Source organism: Streptomyces sp. NPDC002701 (assembly GCF_042889045.1).
Taxonomy (GTDB): Bacteria; Actinomycetota; Actinomycetes; order Streptomycetales; family Streptomycetaceae; genus Streptomyces.
The window spans coordinates 1-17,963 of the sequence record NZ_JBIAQL010000044.1 but is presented as its reverse complement, the minus strand read 5'-3'; the positions used below and the strand labels follow the sequence as shown (position 1 = coordinate 17,963).

Here is a 17,963-nt window from a genome sequence, read left to right as displayed (position 1 = left end):
CTGCAGGACGACCGCGCTGGCCAAGCCCGCAGTCGTGATCACCGCGAGTGCGACCGTCGTGGCAGGCGGCGTATACGTCTCAACCCATCACCCGGAGAAGCCGAAACCAGTCTTGATAGCGCCCTCAACCCGCACACTTTCCGCCCCGACGCCCCAGCCAATAGTCGAAGGGACTGCGTCGCCGTCCCAGCGCCGCCCCGCACGCCCTCCCCGTTGCCGAGCGCGGAGGTGCCGCACTCGGGATAGGGCACGGTCGTCGACACCGCAGACACCGCGCCAGCGGCGGACACCCGTCCGGGCCCTGCCGCGCCGCGCCGAGACCGGAGTGGCCGCGGCCGGCGCCCCCGAGGCGGGCCTGACGCACCGCGGCGAGGCCGTGACGCTCACCTGGACGGGCTACGTCCGTGTCCGGTGGCAGGTGGTCCCGGCACAGCGAGCCGGTGCCCTGGTGATGCCCACGTGGACGGGGCTGAAGGGGCGCCTGTTCCATGTGGCCTCGGGCGGCGGCCATCGTATGGACGACGGACGGCCCGAGGCCGCCGAGGACATCACCTGGATGAACGGTCCGGTCTACGGGGCCGCATTGCTCCCCGCCCGGGCTCAGCAGATGTGGCAGAACGAGTACTACCGATTGACGGCGCCGTCACCTTGCATCAGAACGAACGCGGCGCCGACTACAACCTCTACATCGAGACATCGAGCTGGAAGGTAGTGACCGAGGACCTATCCACTGGCCCGCACGACGGATCCATTCGGTACGGCCTTGTCCAGGACACGGGCACCGACCAGGCGCCGGTGCCGCGGTACCTCACACGGGCAGACCCGGGCGACCCGGAGACCGTGCCACAGTGCTCACAGCCCGGACCGCCCTAAAGCACCGAGCCCCAATACGCAGGGCAGCCCGCTGCCCATGGCTGCCTCTGCTCGCGAAGTCGGGCCCAGGACCCCTGATCGCAATGACTTCAGGTGACTCCAGCAAATGAGTGCACAACCGAGAGCCCGAGGGTGCCCACTGCCCCCGCCGCCCGCCCTGCCGAGGTTGACGGGTCGTCACCCGATCGCAGCTTCCCCTGTAAGGCAGCGAACTTGGCGTTCTCGCCGTCGATCAGCGCCCCAGCCCACTCACGGGCGGAGTCGTCAGCGCTGACGGCCACGGTTGAGGCAACCGGCCGCTCACCGGGGAGATAGGTACGCGATGGCGGCGTCGGCCCGCCGGCCGTCAGGCCATGCTCGCCCTGGCCTACCTGTGATGCGGCGGCACGTACGCCCAACTCGCCGCAGGGTTTGAGATCGGCATCGCGACTGTCTACCGCTACATATGCGAGGCCGTCGAAGCGCTGTCCGCCCGGGTGCAGACCCTGGCCGACGCAATGACGACCGCCAGGACGAAGGCGTACGTAATCCTGGGTGGCACCCTCCTGCCCATCGACCGGATCGCCTCCGACACCCCAGAGATCCGCGCCATCCATACGACCTCGGGGATGGTGACCTGCCGGCTCGTGAGGGGGCGGTCCGGGACCGGCCTGCCATTGAGACTTCAGGGCAACAGCACCCTTTCTGCCAAACGCAGTTGGTCGATCACGCCGGCCAGTTGAGCGTCAGTGGCGTCGGGATCACCGGCGGTGACGGCGTCGATGATGGACAGCAGCTGTGGCAGTGACTCCTGTGGGCGTCCCGACCGCAGTGCGAGGCGGAACGGGAAACGCACCATCTGTACATTGAGTCGTTCGAGTTGGCGCTTGGCGATCGAGACCTCGCCAGAGCCGTCGCCGAGGCGGACATCGTTCAGAACGGCCCGAAACGGCTGGAGGTAAAGCGCGACCTTTGGGTCGCGATCGAGCGGGCCGCGCCCGCCCGCGCCCTCTTCGCCACCTCCACCTCCGGCACTCCCGCCACCGACAGCGCCCGGTCCTTGGCCCGTCCCGCACGGCCGGTCGTCGGGCACCCGTTCAAAACGGTGGTAATGCTCGCGTCTTCATGCCTGGCCCGGCAAGAAGCCCCAGGTGCTTCACAAGGAGGCCCCTGGGTTCGTGGCCAACTGCCGCCAGTCGGCCCAGTTCCTCGAATGCGTGCACCCGGTTGCCGAAGGCGTGGTCACCGATGCCTGGCTGGACGACATCGTCACCTCCTCCATCGGACTGCGCTGGGCGGCCGCAGGACCGTTCCGCATCTTCCACCCGGGCGGCGGTCCCAGCGGCCTACCGATCTTCCTGGAACACCTCGGCAGGACCATGGACCCCTCCTTCGACGATCCCACCGGTCTCCCGCCTCACCGCGCAGGTCCGCGAAGCATTCAGGGGCCCTGACATCGCCCACCCCGGCGCCGGACGCGACCGGGCCCAGATCGCCCTGATGCGCGCCCTGAGCAGTACCCGTGACGCCCTGCCCCCCGCATCGGCCGCCTGACCGGCGTCGACGCCTTCGGTGCGGCCGTCGTGGCAGGGCAGTGCGAGGCCGGTGTCCACGGGACGCGACGGTCGACGCGGCAGTCACCTGCGCGGTATGTGCTCACGGACGGGCGAGTCATGAGGCGGGCATCGTCGTCTGCCAGCCGATGGTGAACGTGGTGGGCCGGGCCGGCAGCCGGAAGTGCGGGAGGACTCCCGGCCCGCACGAAGCGCTTCCGATGCCCTGCAGACCGGTGTCGACCGTGAGGTACAGGCGGTCACCGGGCACCAGGTCGGTGGGATGGCGCGCGTCGTCGAGATCCTCGCTGGTCCAGGGCCGGACACTGAACGCGAAGTGCGGTGCGCCCAGCACCAGGAGTCCGCCGGCCGACTCGGGGGCCGTACCGCCGAGCCGGAGCCAGCGGACCTCGGCGCGGCTGCCGTTCTCCTGCGGATAGAGGTAAGGGGTCTGCAACCCGGTAACGTCCGAGGAATGCCGTGCGACACGTGCCGCAGCACGCGTGTCGGGATACGCCTCGCCCGGCCCGGCGCCGAACCAGGTGACCGCGTCGAGCGCCGCCGGAACCGCCGCGCGTACGCCCAGCCTCGGAAGCGGGAAAGGCCACTCGCCGACCGGCTCGGCCTGGACGGTCAGCCAGAGCCGTCCGTGGTGGGACGGATCGGCCGTCCAGCGGTACGTCGTCATCATCGCCGTGTCAGTCCCGGCTGCCGCGACCCTGGTCCGTACGGTGAGCGCGCCGCCGTCCCGCTCCACGGCCCGCACCTTGTGCTCCAGCCGGTGCAGACCGGCCGCGCGCCACTGCGCGGCGACGGATCCCCGCCAGCCGCGCAGATCGTTGTCGGTAGGTGCACGCCACAGGTCGAGAAGAGGACCGTCGAGGGCCAGCCCTCCGAGAGTGCGGAGGGTGCCGGAGTGCGCGTCGAAGACGCCCTCTCCCAGTTCCACGTACCGGCCCGTCGTGGCCGGTGCGATGCCCGAGATCGGCACCTGAACGGCCGGTGTGCCGCTGAGCATCGCCTGTCCCCAGGCGACCTCGTGACCGGCGTTCGCCCAGGAAGTGTCCTCGCTCAGCACGGCGGACACGGTGAGCCATCGCTCGACCGTCGTATCCGGCGCCCTCAGGAGATCCTCCGGCCACGGCACGAAGACGGTTTCGCCGCTGACCACCTGCGGTACGGGCAGTTCCCCCCACCCTGCCGACACGCCCTCGTCCTCGACCCGCCAGCGAAAGCGCAGGTGATCTATTCCCAGGAAGTCATGCCCGTTGTACACGACGATGCTGCGGGCCGCGGTGTCGACGGTGATACGGACCGGTTCGACGACCTTCTTGTACTCGATGAGGCCGGGGGAGGGAACGCGGTCCGGGAAGACGAGTCCGTCGGCGACGAAGTTCCCGTCGTGCACCGGTTCGCCGAAGTCGCCGCCGTACGCGAAGAACTCCTCCCCGGCGTCGGTGCGCTGCCGGATGCCGTGGTCGATCCACTCCCAGACGAAGCCGCCCTGACAGCGCGGATGCTGCTCGAACAGGCGCTGGTACTCACTGAGTCCGCCGGGACCGTTGCCCATCGCGTGGGCGTACTCGCACAGGATGAACGGCAGGGATCGGCGGTGCTCGTTGAGGGCCGGGTCGGTGGTCGGGTCCTCGGCGCGGCGGCCGATGCGGTCGGTCTCCGCGTGGTCGGCGTACATGCGGCTGTAGACGTCCACGTACCCGCTGTCCCAGTCGCCTTCGTAATGGACGGGCCGACCGGGGTCACGGGTGTGTGTCCAGTCGGCCATGGCGCGCAGGTTCTGTCCGGTGCCGGACTCGTTGCCGAGGGACCACATGATGACGCTGGGATGGTTCTTGTCGCGCTCGACCATGCGGCTCATCCGGTCGAGGTACGCCTCCTGCCAGTGCGGGTCGTCGCTGGGGTTGCCGCGCCAGCCGGTGAGGAAGAAGCCGTGGGTCTCCAGGTCGCACTCGTCGACCACCCAGAGACCGTACTCGTCGCAGAGATCGAGGAAGACGCTGTCGGGTGGGTAGTGACTGGTGCGCACGGCGTTGATGTTGTGCTGCTTCATCAGCCGGATGTCGTGCAGCATGGTGGTGCGGCTCAGGGTACGCCCGGTGTCGGGGTCCCATTCGTGACGGTTGACGCCGCGCAGCAGGATGCGTCTGCCGTTCACCAGGAGCAGACCGTTCTCGACGCTGACTGTGCGGAAGCCGATCCGCAGCGGGACCCGTTCGGTGCCGGTAGACAGGACGCCGTCGTACAGCCATGGTGTCTCGGCGGTCCAGGGCTCGACGGGCACGGTCGCGTGCTCTCCGGCGGCGAGGTCGAGTTCGAGAGCGGGGACGGTGATCCGGGTACCGGGGTTGTCACAGTCGACGCGCAGGGTGCCGAGCCCGGTGCGATGGTCGTAGTCGGCGTGTACGAAGTAGTCGCGTACGCCGGTCGGCGGGCGGTGCAGGAGGGTGACGGAGCGGAAGATGCCGGACAGCCACCACATGTCCTGGTCTTCCAGATAGCTGCCCGCCGACCACTGGTGGACCCGGACGGCCAGGACATTGCGGCAGGGACGCAGGGCTACGGTGGCGTCGAACTCGGTCGGCAGTCGGCTCCCCTTGCCGTCGCCGAGGCGTACGCCGTTCAGCCATACGGCGAAGCAGGAGTCGACGCCCTCGAAGCGGAGGGTGGCGCGGCCGTCGGCGGGCCAGTCCTCGGGGAGGGTGAACTCCCTGCGGTACTCGCCGGTTGGGTTGGTGTCGGGCACCCGGGGCGGGTCCACGGGGAAGGGGAAGATCTGGTTGGTGTAGGCGGGGGCGCCGTGGACCGGTGGGCCCGGGACGCCGGTCATCTGCCAGCAGGACGGGACGGGCAGGAGGTGCCAGGCGCTGTCGTCGTGGCCGGGGTGTTCGAAGCCGTCCGTGACGGCGTGTGTGCCGGGGACCAGTTGGAAACGCCAGTCACCGTCGAGACACAGGCGCGCGGCGTCGGACCCGAAGGCCGCTCGTGGCGCGAGACGCCCGGTCCCGGGTGAGTGATTCTCGACGTAGGTGTGTTCGGCGCGGTGCGCGGTCACGTACTGGGGCCTTTCGTCCGGGCGGTGAGGTGTCGGCGGGTGACTACGCCTCGTCGGGGAGCGTGTACCAGAACTCGATTTCGGCGAGATTGACCCGGCCGTTGTGGTTGTCGTGGACGCGGATCAGCGGATACGAGGCCCGTTCGGGAAGTTCGGCCTCGTACCACTGGGCGGCACTCACACCGCTGATGGTGTGGATGTCGTGCCAGGTGGCGCCGCCGTCGCGTGACCCGCGGAAGACCGTGCCGTTGGCCCGGACCAACTGGTCGGACCGCGGGTGGAAGCGGATGCGGTCGATGGTGACGGGACCGGCGGTGCCCGCGTCGATGTCGAGCCAGCTCTCGGACGCTAGGGTGTCGGTGTAGGTGGCGGGATCGCCGTCGAAGGCCCGCCAGGCGTTGGACTGCTTGGTGCCGGTGCCGGGCCACTGGACGGTCGACGCGGCCACCATGGCCGGGGTGACTTCGAACTTCCGCAGCAGGGTGTCCACGGAGACCAGCAGTTCGTGGGCCGTGTACACCTCGTCGATCAGCGCGTCCCGATCGGCACCCGGCACGGCCGCGGCCGCCTCGAGGCTGTCGATCCGCGCGAGGAAGGCGGCGTGGCTCTTCTTGGTCCAGCCAGCTGCGGACGTCTTCCTCGCCCGTGCGATGACCTGGTCCAGGGTTTCGGCCACAGCCAGGACTGGTACGTCGGTGGTCCGGGTGCCGCCGTCGGCCAGGGTAGCGGTGACCTTGTACCACCGCTTGCCGCGCCGCAGTTCCGTGTCCGTGTGGGCCAGGGCCCGGGTGCCCTCCGCCAGTAGTTCCCATTTCTTCTCGTCCGTGGAGCGCAGGACGGTGAACGAGACCGCATCCTCCGGCTTGTTCCAGCGGACCGTGACGGTGTCGGCGTCCCGCTCCGCGAGCACGAGCAGGGAGTCCGGTGCCAGGGCGGACAGCGCTGTGGCGCTGAAGGCGGCGTCGCCGGTGGCGGCGAGCCCCGCGTGCACGCCGAACGGGAACGGGGTGAACAGGGAGCCGACGGCCCTCCAGACCGAGCCGTCGGCCGAGACCAGCGCGTGGACGCGGTGGGTGGCGAAGTCCCGTGCCAGCCGAAGGTGGGGCGTGGCGGCGAGGCTGAGGCCACCGAGCCCGGCGTCCAGGGGGCTGCGCCTGTCGTCCTGCCAGTCATGCCGGCTGTCCCGGGTGCGGTTGCGCAGGACCAGGTTGCCGTCGGTGTCCGCGCCGAAGTAAACGTAGCGGGTGTCGGCGGCGAGGCGGTCGCGCAGCATCAGGCCGGTAAGCGGTCCGCGCCGGGTGTCGATCCGCGTGGTGAGCACGAAGGTGCCGGTGGCCGGGCGGCTGACGTAGTGCAGCTCGTCCTCGATGTCGCGTTCCAGCACCTTGTAGTCGTCGCCGTCGCCGAGGCCGTCGCCTCGTGCGCCGAGCACCCGTATCCTGCCGGCCCGTACCTCGGCGCTCCCGGTGTGCTTGCGGCCGAGGGCGTCGTCGCGCCAGCCGGTGCCGTCGAGTCCGCGGGTCGTCGCGACATCGAGCGCGGTGCGGATCTGGTGGGACGTCCACCCGGCTCCCGCGCTGTTCACCGCGGTGACCGTGTAGTGGTACGTCTCGCCCCGGCGTGCGGACGTGTCGTGGTGATGGCGCCCAGTGACTTTGTCGGCGATCAGGTGGTAGGGGCCGTTCTTGCGCGTTGCCCGGCGTACCCGGTAGTGGTCGGCGCCCGCGGTGGTCTGCCAGGTGACCGTCACGGCGCCGTCGCCCGGCAGCGTGTGCACGAAGTCGACGTGGGCGGGCAGGGGGGCCGTCTCCTCGGTGGCCGGCAGCCGCAGCACGAGGCCGGTCCGGGGCCTGACCTGTACGGCGCCGTCACGCACCGGGAGCCGCTCGCCGGTGACGAGGTCGAGGACGGCGCTGCCGCGATGATCGGCGGGCAGGTCGACATCGAACGTCTGCTCGTTGCCATACGTTTCGCGCGTGGTGTTGAAGACGAAGAAATAGCGTCCGTAGCGGGCGGTGAGCAGGTCCGGGTAGCCGGAGTAGGCGTGATCGGCCTCGAAGTTCTCGCGGCGGACGGTGCCGATGCCGGGCTGGAAGGTGATGGGGGCGATCTCACCCGCGAGTGCCTGGGGTGCGGCGGAGTCGGCGGTCTGCTGGTCCTCCATGAAGTCGACGTCGATGTTGTCCATGCGGGCCCAGTAGTCCTCGTACTGGAAGAGCCCGTTGGTGTTGATCTGCACCAAGTGGTCGTACGCGCCGTGCTGGACGTGCAGCCGGCCGTTGCGGGCGAAGCCGCGCTGCCGCTCGTTGAGCTGTCCGAACAGGCGGAGATCTCCGTCGCGCATCGAGACGAACATGCAGTCCACGTCGACCCAGGCGTGCTGCTCGTAGTCGGCGGGGTCGACACCCAGAGCCGTGATCTGTGCGCCCGTGTAGTAGCGGAAGTCGGTCTGGGGATGCACGACTGCGGCGGGCTCGCGGTCCTTCAGGTAGGACCAGGTCTCGGCGAGCCGCAGGTCGTACTTCATCTTGCCGGTGACTGCGGAGAAGGCGTTGAAGTACTGGTGGTCGGCGAGCTGCTGCTGCGCGAAGCCGACCGCTTCCGTCGCGTACCGCCAGGTGTCCTTCCACGACCTGCCCCGGTAGCGGTCCGCGTGGTCCCGCATGTGCTTCTCGAGGGAGACGTAGTGCAGAATGCGGCCCTCGGAGATACGCAGGACGTAGCCGGGGAACCCTGGGTAGTTGGCGTTGCGTTCGTCGATGACCATCTCCAGCCGCATGATGCGCTTGCCACTGTCGTCGACGTCGGTGTAGCGGGCCTGGCCCCGGGCGTGCAGGTTGCGCAGCGCGGTCCTGAGGATCTCGTCGTTGAGCTCCTCGTCGCCCTGGTGGCCCCAGGTGCGATAGAACCATTCGGGGAGGTAGTTGGTCGCCTCGCCGTAATTGGCCACGTAACCGTTCTCGCGGGTGTGGCCGGCCTCGGTGATGCCGGTGTGGTGCCTGCCGAACGGCAGCCGGCGTACGACGTCGCCCTTTTGGTCCAGCTTGGATCGGGCCAGGCCCTTGATGACGTACCGAATGTAGTCCTCGGTCCAGCGGGCGGTGGTGTCGTGCTGGAAGAGCGAGTGGAACAGGTCCAGATCCTGCCCGTCGGGGCCGACGAGGACCTCCTCGCCGAGGAACGGCAGCCAGCCCAGCGCCTCGCCGGCGATCCGGTGGCTGCGTGCCTTGCCCTCGTAGAACGCCGACCCGATGACCCGCAACCCTTCGTGGGCCTCCCACGCGCCCTCGTAGGTATACATGATCTGGTTGAAGATGTACGAGAGGCGGGAGCGCGCATAGTCGAAGTTGGCCTTCAGTATCCGTTCCCAGGCACCGCGCCGGGTCAGGGTCCCACCGTCCCAGCCGACGTCCTTCAGTGAAGTCTCTCCGTCGGAGGTGCCGGCGGTGAACTCTTCGTCGAGGAACGCCTCGAACGCCTCGCGGCCGTAGACGTCGTCGTCGGCGATGATGTCCTCGACGATGTAGAGCGCCTCACCGAGAGCGCCGTAGTAGCCGCCCCAGTCGCCCTGATGGCCGCCCCGGGCCAGCAGCCTGGTGTCGCCGTAGTAGTCCTTGGTGTGGTTGTCGACGCACTTGAGGATCCGCAGCAGGGCTGTTCTCCGCTCCGCGGGCGTCTGCGCGGGGCACCAGGATGCCTGCTGGAGCGCGATGGCGTAGAAGCGCAGCTCGTCCTGGTAGCGGACAATCGACAGCCGGCCGTCGGCTGCGGCGTCGACCTTCGCCGAGAAGTCGTTGAACAGCTTGACCTGGGCGGCGGTGTAGTCGTCGATCAGCTGCTGCTTCTCGGCGTCGCTCAGGTCGGCGGCCGGTGCGGTCGGCGGGGTGAAGTCACCCTGTGGTTCGTCTCCTACGTCGAGATGGGCGCCGGTGTGGGTGTAGGCGCGGTAATAGCCGCGGGACGGCTCGGTGACGTTGCCGCTGAAGCTGAGGTGGTAGGTCCGCAGGGTGATCTCGACCTGCTGTCGGCCTTGGGTGTGCTCCAGCGGCAGCATCTGCGTGGCGTAGTAGAAGCGGCCGGGCAGAGGCCGGTTGGAACCGATGTTGAGCGCCTCGTAGTCACCGGAGCGGCGGTAGCCGATCTGTTCGCCGTTGATGTAGGCGATGGTCTTGTAGGTGGAGGTGTCGCTGCCCCAGAATTTCACGGTCAGGTAGTTCTGCGCGCTCGGATCGGTCCGCATGGTGAAGGCCAGGTCGCCGCCCCTGACCGTCGGCGGATCCAGGGGCATCGCCACCCTCGCCCGGTCGCCCGCGTTGCCGTCGGTGGCCTCGGAGGCGGGTGACGTGTAATGGTGGGCCGCCTCGGACTGCGGGTCACCGAAGTCGATCATGTCCAGTCGCCGGGTGCCGGCCTGTTCCAGGGCCGCTGCGGGCACGGCGGCTCCGGCGGGCGCGGTCCACAGCCCGCCGCTCGCGGCGACGGCGCCGGTTCCCGCCGCGGCGGTGCGCAGCACGGTTCTTCTGCTGACGGTCATGCGGATGTTTCTCCTTCGGGAGGGCGGCACAGGAGAGTGAGGGGACGCGGGGCGGGAAGCTGGCTGGTCGGCTCTGTTGCGCCGACTGCTACTGCAGGGAGCCGAAGGTGACGCCGGAGCGCCAGAAGCGCTGCATGGAGATCATCAGAATCACCATGGGGATCAGGGAGATGAGGGAGCCGACAACGACCATGCCGGTCAGGTCGGCGGAGGTGTCCACCTTGACCTTCAGCCAGGAGTACAGGCCGAACACGACGGTTCACTTCTCCGGTGTCCGCATGAAGACCAGGGGCCCGAAGAAGGAGTTCCAGGAGCCGACGAAGCCGAGCAGGAAGATCGTCGCTGCGCCCGTGGACATCATGAGGTACGGCTGCAACGGCTCATCGATATCGGTGAGCAGGCCCTCGCCCACGAGGCCGGGGACCTCGCCGAAGTTCTCGACGAGACAAAGGACGTCCTTGCCCGCGGCCACCATGTTGCGCAGGTTTTGCGCCGTGCCCTGGGTGTCGGCCTGCTTGACCACCTTGATCTTGATGTCGTCATGGGTCGCGTTGAACTTGTGATCGGTTGAGTCCATTCGGTCTCGTCCCACGACCACCACGTCAGTGTGACGGACCCGTCCTCCCTGTTCTCGGAGTCGTCCGTCCCGCCGTCACCGCCACATCCGGTCAGGACAACCGACAGTGACACGGCCGCCGCGACGGCCACTCTGCCGTAGGTGAACTTCATGATGACTGCTCCTGGATCGAGAAGACACCGAAGAGAGAACAGCAGTAACCGCTCTCTAGAAATCGTTCTCTATGGCAAGCTAGAGAGATACGCCCGAGGAGACAAGATGTCGGCGGTGAAAATTCTGCGTTTCGACGATTGTTCGCAGGCCAGATGCGCGGAGCGCCGAACAGAGGCGGAGCAGGAGAGGTCCCAGGCAGACAGATAGCGTTTCCTAACACGGCCACGACTCAGCCCGCCTCCTTCCCTGGCTTCTCGGAGAAAACAGGATCCTTGACCACAAAGTGCATCCTCGCGCAGCACCTGCCGCGCCGTCGAAGTCATCGCGCGTCAGGCGCCGCACCAGCACCGAAAGCGTCCGCACAACCGACCGCCGGTCGACCAAGTCCCGTTCGACAGCACGTGCACACGCCTCACCGCTTCACCGACAGTGCGTGGCAGCCAGCAGTACCCCACCCCGGACAGGAAACGTTTACTCTCCACGGTGACAGACCATGTCAGAGCGAAGTGCAGGCCAGCAGCCATACAGCAACGTCGTGAGGCGTGAGCGAGGACGAAGTGGGGAGCAGACCACCCGTGCGGATGAAGCCCTTCCAGCGGAAGCGCAAAGCGGCGCAGCCGGATCGCCGCAGCACGATCCGCGACGTCGCCGAGCGGGCCGGAATCTCCGTAGCAACCGCTTCCCGCACACGTGCGGGCAACTATCCCGTGTCGGCCGATACCTGAATCCGGGTGATGGAAGCGGTCAGAGCGCTGCACTATGTGATGAACGTCCACGCCAGAGCCCTGCCCGGACAGCTTGCCGGTCCGGTCGCCCTGGGCATGAACGACATCACGGGACCTTCGCTCACCCAAATCGCGGTCGGCGTCGAGCAGGAGGCCGCCGCCAACGGCAGGCTGAGTCTCGTCTGCGCCACACACGACGACGTGGAACGCAAGGACAATCTGGTGCAGATGATGCGTCAGAAGCACGCGGCGGCTGTCGTGCTTGTAGGAGGGGCGCAGCTGACGAGGTCGTACACGCGCCGAATGACGGAGTACACCCGGGCCCTCGACGCCGCAGGCTCGCGTCTCGTCCTGGTCGGCCCTCCTCCCCTGCCATCCGGTGTCCCCGCCACCGTGGTCGAGTACGACAACCGCGGCGGGGCTTTCCAGGCGACCACGCATCTGCTTGCCGCCGGTCATCGGCGCATCCTGCTCCTTGGCGACCATCTGATCAACGCCGCGGTGCAGCGCCGGGAAGGTTTTCTGGACGCCCTGCGCCCATGGCATGCCGTTCGAGGAAGAAATGGAGGTCCCGGGTCCCTACACCCGCACGTCGGGCTTCCTGCGGACGCGCGATGCGTTGCGTGACGGTCTCGACTTCACCGCCGTGTTCGTGGGAACTGACATGGTGGCGATCGGTGCGATCGCGGCGTTGCTCGACGCGGGTCTGCATGTGCCTGACGACGTTTCGATCGTAGGGTTCGACGACGTCCCCTTCGCCGGCGACCTGACGCCGGCGCTGACCACTGTCCGTTGCTCCGGTCCTCGGTCGCCGGACCGGCCAGCTCGGACGAAAGCCTGTGGCGGGAGAACGGGCAGGAACGGGCGTACGTCCCTCGCGGGCCGCTGCATGCGCACCGCACACGAACCGGCCGGTTCCGGCACACGCCCTGGTAACCCGAGGACCGAAAGTTTCACATCTGGCCCCACGCTTGGCCGGGCCGCGAAACACGTCTAGTTTCCGTGCAACCGCGAAGAAGCGCGCCCCGGGGGCGGCGAGGGGCGGGCCCCCCGTGACACCTCGGATTCCGCATCGGACGCTCAGTCGATGCACTCTTCCACGAAAGGCGACCACGTCCATGAGCCGCGAAACGCACCACGACACCGCATACGACGACTTGCGACCGCTGAGTCGCCGCAGCCTGCTGAGGAGCGCCGGCGCGGTGGCCGCGGCCGGCGCGGTGGGCGCCGGAGCCGGTGTGCTCGGCGCCAGGAACGCCGCTGCCGCCCCTGCCGCATACATCCACCCCGGCATGCTCCACGCCTACGGCGAACTCAACCGGGCGAAGGTACGGGTCGTCGCGGGCGACGATCCCTGGCTGGCGGGCTGGAACCGGCTGACCTCCAACTCCCACGCTCAGTCCACCTGGACCCCCAACGCGCAGACCACCGTCGTCCGTGGCGGCACCGGTGAGAACTACGGCACCCTCTACAACGACATCCACGCCGCCTACCAGAACGCCCTGCGCTGGAAGATCGCGGGAACCACCGCCCACGGCGACAAGGCACGCGACATCCTCAACGCCTGGTCGGCCAGGCTCACCACGATCACCGGCAACGCCGACCGGTTCCTGGCCGCTGGCATCTACGGCTACCAGTTCGCCAACGTCGCCGAGCTGATGCGCGGATACAGCGGCTTCGACCTCGCCCGGTTCCAGCGGATGATGCTCAACGTCTTCTATCCGCTCAACAACGACTTCCTGCGCAGCCACAACGGAGCCTGTATCACCAACTACTGGGCGAACTGGGACCTGTGCACCATGAACTCCGTCCTCGCCATCGCGATCCTGTGCGAGGACGACGCCAAGTACGACCAGGCGATCACCTACTTCAAGAACGGCGCGGGCAACGGCGCCGTCCGCAAGGCCATACCCTTCGTCCACGGCGGCGAGGGCCTCGCCCAGTACCAGGAGTCGGGGCGCGACCAAGGGCATAGCCTCCTGGGCGTCGGGATGCTCGGCGCGTTCTGCGAGACGGCATGGAACCAGGGCGAGGATCTGTACGGCTACGACGACAACCGCGTCATGAAGTGCGCCCAGTACGTGGCGAAGTACAACTTGGGCCAGTCCGTCCCCTTCACCACGTACTCCTGGGGCAGCGGCACCACCTGCGCGTACAACGAGCAGACGGTGATCAGCGCCAGCGGGCGGGGGCAACTACGGCCGGTGTGGGACATTCTCCATTACCACTACGCCCGCCGACGTGGCCTTTCCGTCCCGTACATCACCGCCATGGCCGAGAAAGTGCGCCCCGAGGGCGGCGGCGGGGACTACGGCCCGAACAGCGGCGGCTACGACCAACTGGGGTTCGGGACTCTCCTGTACGCCCGCTGAAGGATTTCCGCGCGGCCCGTACAGACATCAGGGGGATACGCCCGGGTCCGTCCGCTCACCTGCGGACGGACCCGCTCGGCGCCTTGCTCAGGGGGTACGCCGGCCGGGGAGCCGCCGCGACGGCTACGACACGGTGAACTGTTTCTCCTGCGGATCCGTCAGCGGCAGCCGTTACGCCTCCGTCGGAGCAGGCGTGCTGCTGGCGCTGCTGTCAGTTGTGAACCCAGCCTCCGCAGAGGTCACCCCGACCGACCGTCCGGAACAAACGAAGGAAGAACGCCGTGAAGACCACCAGGGCCGCGCATGCGACGCGGACCAGGATCGCCGTGTTCGCCATGGCCCTGGCCGGGGGCGCGCCCGTGCTCACTGCCTGCGGCAGGAGCAACGATCGACGATCGAGCCGTGCTTTCTGTCGTCGAGGACTTCGTGGTCAGCTGGCACTGCTGGTCGCCAGCGGTGACGTTGATGTACGTGATTTTATGACCTTCGACGGCTGCGATGCCGCCGCGCGCCCCGTCGGTGAAGGACGGCAAGACCGACGAGGGTCAGTACCAAGTCCTCTCGACCGGCACGATCAACGACAGCCGGACCAGCGTGCTCTGGGACGACGTCAACGGCTCCGACCAGACGGGCACCGGTCCGGGATCCGGCTCGATCTCGACGTCGAACATCATGATCACGCTTGGGTATACCTTGTGGTGTGTCAGGTCTGCCAGGTGGAGTCGGCGGTTGCCGGGGCCGTGAGCGGCAGGGCGCGGGGAGCAGCGGCCGTCAGGGTGCGCAACACGGTGGAGAGCATGCTGCGTTGGTACCCGCGGCACGGCGGGCGGCGCCGGAGAGCAGGACGGGCGTCACCCGGGCAGCGCAACAGTCATACGGGTGCCCTGGTAGCCGCAGTGCCTTCCGTGGGGAGCCGGGAGGCGGCGGGTCCTGCCGCCGAAACGGCGGCAGGACCCTGCACCAAGGCGTTCACCTGGGGGATTGGCGGGGCCCGGACGAACAGAGTGCACCATAAATGAGCCAGGGGGATAGATCTCGGCTGAAAAGAGTTGATCCGGTCGATGTCAGTGTCAATGGCGATCATGCAGGCATGAAGAACGACAAGGTTCTGTCGACAGAGAGCGGCGGCCGGCCGCATGTATCCGTCGTCTTCCCTGTCAAGTCTCTCTGTTCAGATATGGGTGTGCGCCGTTGAGGCACCATACGTACGCATGGCTGACGGTTCGATAATCAGGTCGGCCTTGGGGAACTTGGTAAGCCATTGGCCCTGAGATTGATCATGTAGAGCAATGGCATACACGGCGGCACGCACACGGACTGCTTCGCGCCTCGCCCGAGACTACGAGACCCTGCCTGCCAGCTCCGTAGCCATGATCCACGGAGTCTCGATCGGCAACTGCACCAAGCGCATAACGGACGAGACGGCACCCATCTGGCGAGGAACTTACTAGTCTACAAAGGGCAATCCACCTAGATCAAACGTCCTCTGAGGAGCCGGATTGGCTACCCGGCGCGGACGGGGACGAGGGCGCGGCGCTGGAGCCTGTCGCGGAGAGGGAGCCGAGGTTCCGGCTTCCAACTGCCTTGGAGCAGAGGTGCCCCGAGCGGATCGCGTCGGAGGTGTGCTCGGCGCGGTCGGCTGCCCAGAAGCCGGAACGGGAACGAGACTAGGAGCAGCTCCGTCGCTGAAGTGCTGTGGTGCAGCCTGCTGGTCGCTGCCCTGCCGACTTTGCGCACCCTGGGCACCCGTGCCGAACTGCGTCGGGCCCATCTGAGCGGCGGCAGCCTCTCCGCTGGCCGGCACAGTACCGGCGCGCCGGCGCTGCTCTGGCCCTGAGTGCCACCGCGAGAGCTCGGCGGCTCCGTAGACGAAGCCAGAACCTCGCCGGGGATGACCTTGTTGCCGTCCGAGGTGTACCCGAGATTCGACAGGCCGCTCTGGTTGTTCAGTGTCTGTGCCGTCTGCTGGTCCGAGTGCGAGTTGCCCGCTCCGCCACTGGTCCGTTGTCGTGGACCGCCGTTGTCGCCGGGACCGTCGCCTTGGCCAGACACGCTCAGAGCACCAGCAGGACCGCCATTGCGAGCGGAGCTGCCCCCACCGGGGCCAGTGCCGCCGGGGCCACCGGGACTGGGGCTACTGTCACCGGGGCCACCGGCACCCAGACCCAGGGTCGTCGACAAGGATCACGATGTGGTCGGGCCGTATCCGGATCCGCCTGGGCGGACGCTGTCACACCCTCTTCGCCCCGGCTGTTCTCACGAAGCGTGGATGAGCCACTCGAGTTCGGACCCGCGCGGTTGCCTGTCCGTGAGTATCCGTGCTTCTTCGCCCGGGTGTGCGGCGCTCGGGCCTTTCCAGACAACCTGAAGCCCCGCGTTGATCAACGCTCGCTCCGATCCGGCATTCTTGGTCAAGGTTCGAGCGGTGACGGTTCGGTTCGGGAACGAGACCTGGGCGGCACTGACGGCCGCGGTCGCCAACTCGGTCGCGTAGCCGCGGCCCCAGGCGGCCGGTGCGATGCTCAGCCCTAGATTCCACAGGTCAGCGCAGAGGGTACGGACGCCGCCGATACCGACGAAGGTGCCCGAGGGGAGACGCCCATCCGCACTGTCGGCTCGGAGGAACGCGGTCCAGATCCCCAGCCCGGTCGCGCTTCGGCTCAGCTCTGCGGCGTCTATGAATCGAGTGGTGGTCTTTTCCGCGTCGGCGGGGGAGCCGTCGAGGTAGGTCCACACGCGTGAATCTTCGAACATGGTGAGCAGGAGCCCCCGATGCCGGGGGAACAACGGCTCTAGCCTCAACGAGGACGTGAAGGTCGGCGTGGTCATGCGAGTTCCTGTTCACGGTCGGGTGGCAGCGTCGCGTTCTCATGGACCATCGACGGGCTCGATGACCTTGGCGCGTCGGCTGAGATAGATGATCGAGGACCGGATGTCGGCGATCTCGGGCCGCCGGGCGAGTCGAAGAACGAACTCGCGCAGTTCGTCGGTCGTGGGAACGGCGACGTGCGCGAGGAGGTCGGCCTCACCGGTGACCATGTACACGGCGATCACATCGGGGAGATCCGCGACCGCGTCGCAGAAGGCGGACGCAGTCGGAAGCGCTTGAGGCCGGATCTTGATCGACACATGCGCCTGCACACTTCTCCCAATCCCACCGAGATCGACCGCGGCGTGGAAACCGGTGATGACGCCCCGGTCCTGAAGTGCCGCCACCCGGGCCAGGCAGGTGGAGTCGGCAACGCCGAGTTCGCGGGCGAGTTGCCGGTTGCTGAGCCGAGCATCTTGCTGCAACCGGCGCACGATCACGCGATCTGTTTCGTCCACAACACCCCCCAAGACCCTGCAACCGAACTAGTTTCGGTTTCGAGCCAGCATATCCGAAACATGTGTAGCCTTTCCGTTGAGGAAGCGACAATGAGTGAGGTTCCATGGCAGACAAACTAGTGATCGTCGTCGACGAAGGGCTGGAGCGCGGAGTGGCCGCCAACGTCATCGGGCTGCTCGGTATCAGCGTCGGTCGTCATGTCGAGGGGATTGTCGGACCCGACGTCGTGGACGCCTCGGGCATCTCTCATCAAGGCATGAGCACCATCGGGCTCCCCGTGCTTGCCGCGGACGACGAAGCTCTCAACCGGCTGTACCAAGATGCCTCGGATCATCCCGGCATCACGGTGCTTGACGTCACCGACGTGGCCGTTTCCTCGCGCGACTACGACGCGTACACCCAGCGACTGCAAGACCCGGAGCGAAAGTGGCGTCCGCTGGGCCTTGCTCTCACTGGCCCCAGGCGTCAAGTCGACCGCCTCACCGGCAGGCTGGGGCTGCTCCGGTGACCGCCACGACCAGCAGGGCCCGCCCCGTGCGGTATCCGCTCCGGGCCAGACGCACGACAGCGCTTTTCGCAATCGCCGTCTCCGCGCTGAATCTGGGCTCCGCCGCCACGTCGCTTTCACTGCTCCTAGGCGGGATAGGCGGCGATTTCGGCTTCGGGGCGGGCATGACTCCTAATGCGGTCTGTCAAGCCGCGTGACCGGCAGTTGCTGGGCAGTGGACTGGCAGCGCCGGACGGGCGGATCGACCTCACTTTCACGGTCACGGCCACCGGAATGAGCGATTCGCGCGCC

The 17,963-nt window shown here is 67.7% G+C and carries 13 protein-coding genes and 3 pseudogenes; 9 read left to right on the top strand and 7 right to left on the bottom strand.

The annotated features are described in order from the left end of the window. Nucleotides 1-1,181 precede the first annotated feature (1,181 nt). The 3 genes and pseudogenes from ACFYXC_RS40510 to ACFYXC_RS40500 all read left to right on the top strand — a co-directional run. Nucleotides 1,182-1,484 (top strand): annotated as a pseudogene (locus ACFYXC_RS40510) (transposase family protein); the annotation flags it as partial. Between the two features lie 248 nt (nucleotides 1,485-1,732). After that, nucleotides 1,733-1,906: pseudogene (locus ACFYXC_RS40505) on the top strand (3-hydroxyacyl-CoA dehydrogenase NAD-binding domain-containing protein); the annotation flags it as partial. A gap of 97 nt (nucleotides 1,907-2,003) precedes the next feature. Beyond that, nucleotides 2,004-2,306, top strand: coding sequence for a hypothetical protein (locus ACFYXC_RS40500; RefSeq protein ID WP_389558006.1), 303 nt, complete (start codon nucleotides 2,004-2,006; stop codon nucleotides 2,304-2,306). A 217-nt stretch (nucleotides 2,307-2,523) separates the two neighbouring features. On the opposite strand, the gene ACFYXC_RS40495 is transcribed toward ACFYXC_RS40500, so the two are convergent. The 4 genes from ACFYXC_RS40495 to ACFYXC_RS40480 all read right to left on the bottom strand — a co-directional run bounded on the left by ACFYXC_RS40495 (nucleotide 2,524) and on the right by ACFYXC_RS40480 (nucleotide 10,586). Continuing rightward, complete coding sequence (locus tag ACFYXC_RS40495) at nucleotides 2,524-5,475, bottom strand: glycoside hydrolase family 2 TIM barrel-domain containing protein (RefSeq protein WP_389557991.1); 2,952 nt, start codon at nucleotides 5,473-5,475, stop codon at nucleotides 2,524-2,526. A 43-nt stretch (nucleotides 5,476-5,518) separates the two neighbouring features. Continuing rightward, on the bottom strand, nucleotides 5,519-10,009 hold the full coding sequence (locus ACFYXC_RS40490; protein ID WP_389557989.1) for a Tat pathway signal protein: 4,491 nt from the start codon (nucleotides 10,007-10,009) through the stop codon (nucleotides 5,519-5,521). An 88-nt stretch (nucleotides 10,010-10,097) separates the two neighbouring features. Then, complete coding sequence (locus tag ACFYXC_RS40485) at nucleotides 10,098-10,262, bottom strand: hypothetical protein (protein WP_389557987.1); 165 nt, start codon at nucleotides 10,260-10,262, stop codon at nucleotides 10,098-10,100. 6 nt (nucleotides 10,263-10,268) lie between these two features. Next, a complete protein-coding gene (locus ACFYXC_RS40480) occupies nucleotides 10,269-10,586 on the bottom strand; it encodes a hypothetical protein (protein ID WP_389557985.1) in 318 nt (105 codons plus the stop codon). 695 nt (nucleotides 10,587-11,281) lie between these two features. Between ACFYXC_RS40480 and ACFYXC_RS40475 the strand changes: the two genes are divergently transcribed. From ACFYXC_RS40475 to ACFYXC_RS40460, 4 genes are all read left to right on the top strand, one after another. Next, a complete protein-coding gene (locus tag ACFYXC_RS40475) occupies nucleotides 11,282-11,464 on the top strand; it encodes a LacI family DNA-binding transcriptional regulator (protein ID WP_389557983.1) in 183 nt (60 codons plus the stop codon). Between the two features lie 9 nt (nucleotides 11,465-11,473). Further along, on the top strand, nucleotides 11,474-12,091 hold the full coding sequence (locus ACFYXC_RS40470) for a hypothetical protein (RefSeq protein WP_389558003.1): 618 nt from the start codon (nucleotides 11,474-11,476) through the stop codon (nucleotides 12,089-12,091). Then, nucleotides 12,009-12,461, top strand: a complete 453-nt coding sequence (locus ACFYXC_RS40465) for a substrate-binding domain-containing protein (RefSeq protein ID WP_389557981.1) — start codon at nucleotides 12,009-12,011, stop codon at nucleotides 12,459-12,461. Before ACFYXC_RS40470 ends, ACFYXC_RS40465 begins: the two co-directional genes overlap by 83 nt. A 121-nt stretch (nucleotides 12,462-12,582) precedes the next feature. Beyond that, a complete protein-coding gene (locus ACFYXC_RS40460) occupies nucleotides 12,583-13,836 on the top strand; it encodes an alginate lyase family protein (RefSeq protein WP_389557979.1) in 1,254 nt (417 codons plus the stop codon). A 545-nt stretch (nucleotides 13,837-14,381) separates the two neighbouring features. Here ACFYXC_RS40460 and ACFYXC_RS40455 read toward each other — a convergent pair. After that, nucleotides 14,382-14,516, bottom strand: coding sequence for a hypothetical protein (locus ACFYXC_RS40455; RefSeq protein ID WP_389557978.1), 135 nt, complete (start codon nucleotides 14,514-14,516; stop codon nucleotides 14,382-14,384). Nucleotides 14,517-15,161: 645 nt separating this feature from the next. On the opposite strand from ACFYXC_RS40455, the pseudogene ACFYXC_RS40450 reads away from it, so the two are divergent. Continuing rightward, a pseudogene (locus tag ACFYXC_RS40450) lies at nucleotides 15,162-15,287 on the top strand (IS5/IS1182 family transposase); the annotation flags it as partial. A gap of 805 nt (nucleotides 15,288-16,092) precedes the next feature. Here the strand turns inward: ACFYXC_RS40450 and ACFYXC_RS40445 are convergent. Further along, nucleotides 16,093-16,665, bottom strand: coding sequence for a GNAT family N-acetyltransferase (locus tag ACFYXC_RS40445; protein ID WP_389557976.1), 573 nt, complete (start codon nucleotides 16,663-16,665; stop codon nucleotides 16,093-16,095). 39 nt (nucleotides 16,666-16,704) lie between these two features. Then, nucleotides 16,705-17,163: an Lrp/AsnC family transcriptional regulator gene (locus ACFYXC_RS40440; protein WP_389557974.1), complete on the bottom strand. Its 459-nt coding sequence runs from the start codon at nucleotides 17,161-17,163 to the stop codon at nucleotides 16,705-16,707. Between the two features lie 104 nt (nucleotides 17,164-17,267). Here ACFYXC_RS40440 and ACFYXC_RS40435 point away from each other — a divergent pair, with 104 nt between their 5' ends. After that, on the top strand, nucleotides 17,268-17,672 hold the full coding sequence (locus ACFYXC_RS40435; protein WP_389557972.1) for a DUF2000 domain-containing protein: 405 nt from the start codon (nucleotides 17,268-17,270) through the stop codon (nucleotides 17,670-17,672). Nucleotides 17,673-17,963 lie beyond the last annotated feature (291 nt).

Bases quoted from the DNA above. Each gene is read 5' to 3' on its own strand.
- ACFYXC_RS40490 (WP_389557989.1), bottom strand. From the start codon at position 10,009: ATGACCGTCAGCAGAAGAACCGTGCTGCGCACCGCCGCGGCGGGAACC.
- ACFYXC_RS40480 (WP_389557985.1), bottom strand. From the start codon at position 10,586: ATGGACTCAACCGATCACAAGTTCAACGCGACCCATGACGACATCAAG.
- ACFYXC_RS40470 (WP_389558003.1), top strand. From the start codon at position 11,474: ATGGAAGCGGTCAGAGCGCTGCACTATGTGATGAACGTCCACGCCAGA.
- ACFYXC_RS40465 (WP_389557981.1), top strand. From the start codon at position 12,009: ATGCCGTTCGAGGAAGAAATGGAGGTCCCGGGTCCCTACACCCGCACG.
- ACFYXC_RS40460 (WP_389557979.1), top strand. From the start codon at position 12,583: ATGAGCCGCGAAACGCACCACGACACCGCATACGACGACTTGCGACCG.
- ACFYXC_RS40445 (WP_389557976.1), bottom strand. From the start codon at position 16,665: ATGACCACGCCGACCTTCACGTCCTCGTTGAGGCTAGAGCCGTTGTTC.
- ACFYXC_RS40435 (WP_389557972.1), top strand. From the start codon at position 17,268: ATGGCAGACAAACTAGTGATCGTCGTCGACGAAGGGCTGGAGCGCGGA.